Raw genomic sequence first — 3210 nt, 5'->3', positions numbered from 1 at the left:
GAGAAGTGTATAAGAGACAGCTCCTCGCCCTCTTCGCCCCCTTCGCGCGAATCGTTGATCGCCCGCGCGATGCGCACCATCATCGGCACCAGCGACGGCGATTGCAGCAATTCGGGCCGCTCCTCGACGAGGGTTGCGAGGATGATGCGCATGCCGCGCACGAGCATGAAGGACGCGAGCTGCGTGTCCGCTTCCCCGACCACGTCGGCGTGCTGCTTGAGCAGCATTTCCATGTTCGCGACGAGCTGCTCGGAGGTGCGTGACCCGCAGCCAAGGCCTTGCGCGCGGCCGAACTGCATCTGGCGCGCGTAGCGGCGGTAGTAGTCGCGCCCCAGCGAATAGAGGCGCGTCTCGGTACGCACCGTGTTGCGGAACAGGGCCTGCAGCATCTCGTCGAGGGATTTGCGGTGCAGCCGGAACAGCTCCGGCGAGGCAGCGGCCGACTCCTCGTCCATGATGCGCTTGCTGATTTCCATCAGGATTGCTTCCTTGTCGGGGAAGTATTGGTACACGGCGCCAACGGACACGCCTGCGCGTGCCGCAATCTTGCGCGTGGTCACGGCATCGACGCCCTCCACGCGCAGGATCTCGCTCGCGGCCTCGAGAATGGTCTCGACTGTGAAACGCGCGCGCGCCTGCGACGGAACCGCCCGCTGTTTAGTGCCTTCGCTTGCCACTTGCGCTCGCCCCTGTCCTGCGCCCTTGCCCATCGTCCCATATCTCCTTGCCGAGGTCCTGCGCAGAAACTGTTCGGTTTTTTGCGTCGCACAAAGCACATTATTTTTCTGATACTTAGCGAGTATATCCGAGCACTGTTCAGGTTGATGCTCGGTTTTCCGTCGGACCTCGGCACCTGTCCTACGATTGCCTCCAAGCTCCTGTCCCAGTTCCCGCCCGCACGCAGCACGTGGCAACGGCAAGGTGGCGACAGGCAAGCGTTTTCGACTCACGAACCGAATAAGGGACTGTCATGACGGACGTCTTCATCTACGACCACGTGCGCACGCCGCGCGGCAAGGGCAAGGCCGACGGGGCGCTTGCCGAGATCACCCCGGTGCAACTCGCCGCGCAGATGCTGCAGGCAGTGCGCGATCGCAACCAGCTCGACTCGGCCCTTGTCGAGGACGTGTTCCTCGGCTGCGTGTGCCCGGTGGGTGAACAGGGCGGGAACATCGCCCGTGTCGCCGCGCTGGTTGCCGGCTTCGATCACGCCGTGCCGGGCGTACAGGTCAACCGCTACTGCGGATCCGGCCTGGAGGCGGTGAATTTCGCGGCGGCGAAGGTCGCGAGCGGGCAGGTCGACATGGCGATCGGCGGTGGCGTCGAGAGCATGTCGCGCGTGCCGATGGGCAGCGATGGCGGCGCGATGGCGCTCGATCCCCAAGTGGCGTTCAAGATGCACTTCACCATGCAGGGCGTGAGCGCCGACCTGCTCGCGACCCTGCACGGCTTCACCCGCGAGCAGTGCGATGCCTATGCGGTGGAGAGCCAGCGGCGCGCCGCCCGGGCGTGGGCCAACGGCTGGTTCGCGCGCTCGGTGGTGCCCGTGAAGGACGTGCTCGGGCTGCCCGTGCTGGCGCAGGACGAGGCGATCCGCCCGGACACGACGCTCGAATCGCTCGCCGCGCTGAAGCCTGCCTTCCTCGAGATGGGCACGCAGTACGGCTTCGACGGCGTGGCGCTGCTGAAATACCCGCAGCTCGAAGCGATCCGGCACATGCACCACGCCGGCAACAGCTCCGGCATCGTCGACGGCGCCGCGGCAGTGCTGGTCGGCAACCGCGAGATCGGCGAACGCACCGGGCTCAAGCCGCGCGCGCGCATCCGCTCGGTGGCGACGGTCGGCTCGGAGCCGACGCTGATGCTCGACGCCCCGAGCTACGCGGCGCAGAAGGCCCTGCGCAAGGCCGGCATGAACGGATCCGACATCGGCCTGTGGGAACTCAACGAAGCCTTCTCCTCGGTGGTGCTGTGCCTGATGGAGCGCCTCGACGTGCCGCACGACCGCATCAACGTCAATGGCGGCGCGATCGCCATGGGGCATCCGCTAGGCGCGACCGGCGCCATGATCCTCGGCACCCTCCTCGACGAGATGGAACGCCGCCAGGTCGGCACCGGCCTCGTCACGCTGTGCGAGGCGGCCGGCATGGGCACGGCCACCGTCATCGAGCTCGTCTGAGCGCCACCGGAATTTTTCAGGGAATCGACACAGTCATGAGTGAAGTCATCCATATCTCGGTGGACGCCGACGGCATCGCCACCCTCCTCTTCGACCGCACCGACAGCGCCATGAACACCATGGACATGAAGTTCATGGACGAGATGGAGGCCGCGGTCGAGCGCCTCGTCAGCGACGACGGCATCAAGGGCGCGATCTTCACGTCGGGGAAGGCGGTGTTCGCCGCCGGCGCGGACCTGAAGGGCATCGAGGCCTCGCTCGAAGCGCAGGACACGCCGGTTGCCGAGCGCCTCGCACGCAACGCCTCGTTATCGAAGCTGCTGCGCCGCATGGAGACCTGCGGCAAGCCGGTGGCCTGTGCGATCAACGGTACGGCCCTGGGCGGCGGCACGGAGATCGCGCTCGCCTGCCACTACCGCGTCGCGGCCGACACCAAGGGCATCCAGCTCGGCCTGCCCGAGGTCCAGGTGGGGCTGCTGCCGGGCGGCGGCGGCACCCAGCGCGTGTCGCGCCTGATCGGCATCCAGGCGTCGATGCCGGTCCTCGTCGAAGGTCAGGCGCTGAGCGCGGAAAAGGCGCTCAAGATGGGCCTGATCCACAGGATCGTGCCGGCCGACCGGTTGCTGGCCGAGGCGCGACGCTGGCTCGTCGAAGAAGGCGACCCGGTGCAGCCGTGGGACAGGAAGGGCTACAAGGTGCCGGGCGGCGCGGGGCCGATGTCGCCCGCGGTCGCGCAGATGCTGGTCGTGAGCAATGCGATGCTGCAGGCGAAGACCTTCCACAACCTGCCCGCGCCGAAGGCGATCCTTTCCTGCCTGTACGAAGGGCCGCAGCTGCCGATGGACAAGGCGTTGGAAGTCGAGGCCAAGTATTTCACGCAGCTCCAGCTCGATCCCGTGTCGCGCAACATGATCCGCACCCTGTTCATCAACAAGGGCAAGGCGGACAAGCTGATGCACCGCCCGGAAGGGATCCCGAAGACCACCTTCCGCAAGATCGGGGTCGTCGGGGCGGGCCTCATGGGCTGTCCC

General features: G+C 66.8%; 3 protein-coding genes. 2 read left to right on the top strand and 1 reads right to left on the bottom strand.

The window, feature by feature from the left end:
- The coding region (locus GO615_RS27365) for a TetR/AcrR family transcriptional regulator (RefSeq protein WP_169133003.1) at positions 1 to 710 on the bottom strand (710 nt) is incomplete at its 3' end.
- A gap of 260 nt (positions 711 to 970) precedes the next feature.
- On the opposite strand from GO615_RS27365, the gene GO615_RS27360 reads away from it, so the two are divergent.
- Both GO615_RS27360 and GO615_RS27355 read left to right on the top strand, forming a co-directional pair.
- Complete coding sequence (locus GO615_RS27360; RefSeq protein WP_169133002.1) at positions 971 to 2179, top strand: acetyl-CoA C-acetyltransferase; 1209 nt, start codon at positions 971 to 973, stop codon at positions 2177 to 2179.
- A gap of 35 nt (positions 2180 to 2214) precedes the next feature.
- A partial coding sequence (locus GO615_RS27355) for an enoyl-CoA hydratase-related protein (protein WP_211167401.1) occupies positions 2215 to 3210 on the top strand: 996 nt, incomplete at its 3' end.

This window comes from Aromatoleum evansii (assembly GCF_012910805.1).
Taxonomy (GTDB): Bacteria; Pseudomonadota; Gammaproteobacteria; order Burkholderiales; family Rhodocyclaceae; genus Aromatoleum; species Aromatoleum evansii.
The sequence above is the reverse complement of the archived record's forward strand: the minus strand, read 5'-3'. Positions and strand labels throughout refer to the sequence as shown.

Excerpts from the sequence above, each read along its gene's own strand:
- GO615_RS27360 (WP_169133002.1), top strand. The coding sequence starts at position 971 with ATGACGGACGTCTTCATCTACGACCACGTGCGCACGCCGCGCGGCAAG.